This is a genomic window from Clostridium celatum, assembly GCF_021412605.1.
GTDB lineage: Bacteria > Bacillota > Clostridia > Clostridiales > Clostridiaceae > Clostridium > Clostridium celatum.
On sequence record NZ_JAJKGM010000079.1, the window covers coordinates 1 to 4,582 of the forward strand.

Annotated in this window: 5 protein-coding genes; all 5 read left to right on the plus strand. The window is 22.4% G+C overall.

The window, feature by feature from the left end; all coding sequences use genetic code 11:
• The first annotated feature begins 306 nt into the window (after positions 1-306).
• On the plus strand, positions 307-987 hold the full coding sequence (locus tag LPC13_RS16450; protein WP_195245527.1) for a biosynthetic peptidoglycan transglycosylase: 681 nt from the start codon (positions 307-309) through the stop codon (positions 985-987).
• Positions 988-1,137: 150 nt separating this feature from the next.
• The gene (locus tag LPC13_RS16455; RefSeq protein ID WP_005214259.1) at positions 1,138-1,908 is read left to right on the plus strand and encodes a hypothetical protein; all 771 of its coding nucleotides are present in this window, start codon (positions 1,138-1,140) and stop codon (positions 1,906-1,908) included.
• 139 nt (positions 1,909-2,047) lie between these two features.
• Positions 2,048-2,581 carry a 2'-5' RNA ligase family protein gene (locus tag LPC13_RS16460; RefSeq protein WP_005214260.1) on the plus strand — a complete coding sequence of 178 codons (534 nt, stop codon included), beginning with the start codon at positions 2,048-2,050 and terminating at the stop codon, positions 2,579-2,581.
• Positions 2,582-2,843: 262 nt separating this feature from the next.
• Entirely contained in the window at positions 2,844-3,815 is a 972-nt protein-coding gene (locus LPC13_RS16465; protein ID WP_005214261.1) for a patatin-like phospholipase family protein, read from the plus strand.
• A gap of 58 nt (positions 3,816-3,873) precedes the next feature.
• Positions 3,874-4,476 carry a hypothetical protein gene (locus tag LPC13_RS16470; protein ID WP_005214262.1) on the plus strand — a complete coding sequence of 201 codons (603 nt, stop codon included), beginning with the start codon at positions 3,874-3,876 and terminating at the stop codon, positions 4,474-4,476.
• Positions 4,477-4,582: the final 106 nt, after the last annotated feature.

A 4,582-nucleotide genomic window follows, 5' to 3' on the forward strand; every position in this document is an offset into this window, starting at 1 on the left:
AATTAATATATTTTAAATTATATTACATATTTGTATAAAATTAAAGACTACTGACACTTTGTCAGCAGTCTGGAAAAAAACACTTATAGCTATAAAGCTATAAGTGTTTTTTCTATAGTGTAATAAATTAACTTAATTTCTGTTATCTAAATATGTTAAAAGTTAAATTTTAATGATTTTTTCTAAATAACTTTTAACAATATTACAAAATTGTAATACAAATGAAAGGTTCATAAATATAAATAACTTTAAAAATTAGGTATAATGCTAATATAAATAATATTAGTAAAGGGATGGATTATTATTATGAAAAAGTTATTTTTGAATATTATAAAATTTATAATGGTTTTTTTGATAATTATATCAACAATGTTTATTGGAGTTGGATGTGGTGTATATAAAAGTATAATTGATGAAACTTCAATTGAAAGTAAAATTGAAGAAGTGAAAGAAAATTCTAATTATACAGAACTAGACAATATATATAAAACATTTTTAGATGCAATAGTAGCAATAGAAGACCATAGATTTTATAAACATGGTGCTATAGATTTAGTTTCTATAGCTAGAGCATTAATTACAAATTTAGAAAATGGACAAATTCTTGAAGGTGGAAGTACAATTACTCAACAGGTAGCTAAAAATATATTTTTAACTAATGAGCAAAGTTTTGATCGAAAAATAAAAGAAATTTGTATAGCACAAAAGTTAGAAAATAAATATACTAAAGAAGAAATTTTAGAGCTTTATGTTAATGTAATTTATTTTGGAGATGGATATATTGGTATAAAGGAAGCTTGTAATGGATATTTTAATAAAGAACCAAACGAATTAAGTGATAATGAAGCAACATTATTAGCTGGCTTGCCTCAAGCCCCTAGTTTATATGCATTAAATAACAATTATGATTATGCTGTAGAAAGACAAAAGCAAGTTATTGAAGCGTTGGAAAAATGGCACAGTAAAAATAAATCTAATAAAGATTAATAAAAATATTACAACTATTATTCTAAATTAAATAATATTAAATTTAAAATAAGTGAAGTTAAAAATATGTAAATTCATTCTATAATTCTTCAAAAAATAATATGTACAATGATATAATAAGATGCAAATAAATTTTTAGGAGATGCAATTATGGAACGTATTTGTTTTAGTAATAATGAGGGTATTCCTCAATATAGTTGTAGCACATGTTATAGATGTAATAGTATTTTCGGAAAAAGTTTATGTGAAATAAAGAAACGAGGATGCTGTTGGTATTATCCTAAATTTACATTATATGAAATTCATAAAATGGTAAAGGATAAAGATGGACTAGCTACTTTAAATAAAATATTAAATTTACCAAACACTATTATATACAATTATTATATTCATTGTAAGGGTTTTTTTGATAGTGAAAGTTATGAGTTGTTTGTTAATAGTAATGGGACAAGCAGTTTAAAATTTGCTACTGATTTTGAAATAAAAGAAGTTAACGAATCTATAATAAAAGAAGAAAATCTTCATACATATGAAGAATATGATATACAAGAAGTTAATAGTTTAAAAAAGCCTAAAGTAATTAAAGATGTTTCTATGTTTTTTAGAGCATGTCCTTTTATTGAGCCAGGTAAGGGATGCTCATTAGATATAAAATATAGAAGTTTTATTTGTAATTTTTTCATTTGTGATGAAATAACAGAAAAATTAGATAATAATAGTGAATTTAAAAGATATATTGAGGAAAGAGATAACTATATAAGATGGATAGAATGGGAAAATAGCTCTTTAGAAGCATTATTGAGACAACAAAAGCTAAATTTAGTAAATAATCTAAATGAAGTAATTGAAACATTAAAAGGGATAAATTTAAATGAATATAATTTCCCAGAATTAAATGATATACACCTAGAATTAGAATAGTTTATCATATTTTTGAACCTACTTTTTAAATCTTATATAAAAAAATATATATTAACTATTTACTAGATTTTATAAATGTATATAGTATTATTTTTATCATATAATAAATATTAAATTTATTGAAAGTGAGAACAGTAGTATGAGATATGTAATTGTTAGTGTTGTAAAAGGAGAAGCAGGAAATTTTAATAATAATCTAAGAAATGATATACTTAATAAATTTAATGTAAAATCTTCAAAATTACCAGCTCATTTTACTATAAAATCTCCTTTTGAATATGATGGTAAAATTAGTGATTTAGAAAATTGTATTGAAAATTTATGTAGTAGTGAAATTGCCTTTAATTATAAAGTAAAAGGATATAATCATTTTGATGATAGAGTCATCTATATGGATGTTAAAATGTCTAATGAAGGTAAAAAGTTTCATGATAAACTTATAACTGAATTAAGCAAGATTCCATATATACAGTTTAATGAAATTGATGGAAAAGATAAAATATTTCATGTAACTTTAAGTTCAAAAAAAATTAAAAATGTTTATAATAAACTATGGAATTATATAAATCTATTTCCATGCGACTTTAACTGTAAATTTGATAATGTTTGTATTTATAAATGGATAGAAAATAATTGGATATTGCATAAAGAATATATTATAAAAAAGTTTTAACAATAGTAGTATTATTCCAAAATATATTTCTATAATAATTAAATTGTATTATACAGAGGTTAAATAAGATTTTATTAATTTTATTTAATCTTTGTATTTTTTTATACTTTTTGTAATTAAAAAAATTCTATTAATCTTACATTATCAGTATAAAGTAGTATAATATACTATAATATGATAATATAAATTGAAATCAGTAACTTATTATTTTTATAAAAGTCTATATTTTAAATGTACTTCATTTATTAATCATTAAAAAGGAGTGAGGGTATTGATAGATATAGAAGACTTATTTGATTTAAATATAGGTCTAGTTTTAGCTGGGGGTGGAGCTAAAGGAGCTTATGAAGCTGGTGTTTTTAAAGCACTTTGGGAATTAGATATAATAAGACGTATTTCTGTAGTTTCAGGGGTATCAATTGGTACAATAAATGGACTTATGCTTTCTATGAATGATGGAAGTATTATGGATAAGAGCTGGTCTAACATACGATATTCAAGATTTATTAATAATGAAAATACTGTTAGGGATTTGAAAATTAAAGAGTTCATAAAGAAAACTGCTAATGGTGAAAATCAATTAAGTTTACTACAAAGCTTTAAAAGAAATGATATTGGTTTATTATCTCAAAGTGGTATTAAAAGTTTTATTGAAGACTATGTTGATTTTCAAATAATTAGAGACAGTAAAAAGCTTCTTTATGCATGTGCATATAATATAGATTTAGAAGAACCTGAGTATTTTAAACTTAATGATTATGATGATGAGGATATTTTAAATATATGTATTGCCTCTTGTGCTGTTCCATACTTATTTAAGCCAATAAAAATAGGGAAGTATAGATATGCAGATGGTGGTGTAAATAATCCTAAATATATAAATCAAAATGCTGATAATGTTCCAATTAAACCACTGAAAACTCATAATTGTGATATTATAATAGTTGTTCATTTAGCATTTAATCAACCTATTAATAGAGAAGGTTTTGAAAATACTCATATTATTGAAATATATCCATCAATGCAATTAGAATTAATTAATGGAATCGGAACAGTAAATATTAGACAAAATGTATTAAGTCAACATATAGAATTAGGATATAGAGATGCATTAACAATATTAGCACCAATGATAATCGATATGTTAAAAGGAAAGCCTTTAGAAAAATTAATAAAAAAACATGAAGAATATAATAAAGAACTACTAAATAAAAATAGACACTCTTTAATTTAATATTAGCGTTTATAATTTATTAATATAGTAAATCTTTAATCAAAAGAGGAGAAAAGTAATGGAACAAAATAATAATAATTTAACTTCAGAAGAAATTCTAAATAATATATTAGCTAAAGAATTAAATTCTAAAAAGAATATATTAGATGCAATAGAAAAAACTAAACCTTTATTAAAAGAAGAATTAAGTAAAGAAAAAGCTCAAGAAATATATACTATTATTTATAATTCTATTGAAAAAATGAATACAGTAGTAAAAGCAAATACAATAATATATTTAAAAAATCAACTAAAATCATCCTTAGGAAAATTTGTAGATAACAAGGATCCTAAGGAAATCAATCATTTTTTAGAATTTTTTAAAGAAGCATATCCACCTAATAATAGAAGAGTTGGTTATACAAGAGTTATAAATGACTTTAGCAAAATAACAGATGAACAAATTTGGCATACGTTAACATTTATAAATAGAGTTGTTATAAAAACTAAAAGAAGACTAGGTGAAGATGAGAAAGAAGATATTATAAAAAATATAAATACTCTACTTAAATCAGGGAAAATTGAATATATAAACCAAGTTAAAAGTTTAGAAAAATTATTAAATGTTTTAAACGTAAAAGTTATCAATGATAAAGAAATTTACAAATTAAAAAAACGATAAAATATAGTCCTATTTTATAATTAGAAAAGAGTGGTGTTAGTATAAAGTAGTGGACACATTAAATCGAACTAAGTAAAATAATATTTAGTTAAGAAAGGATGTGTCC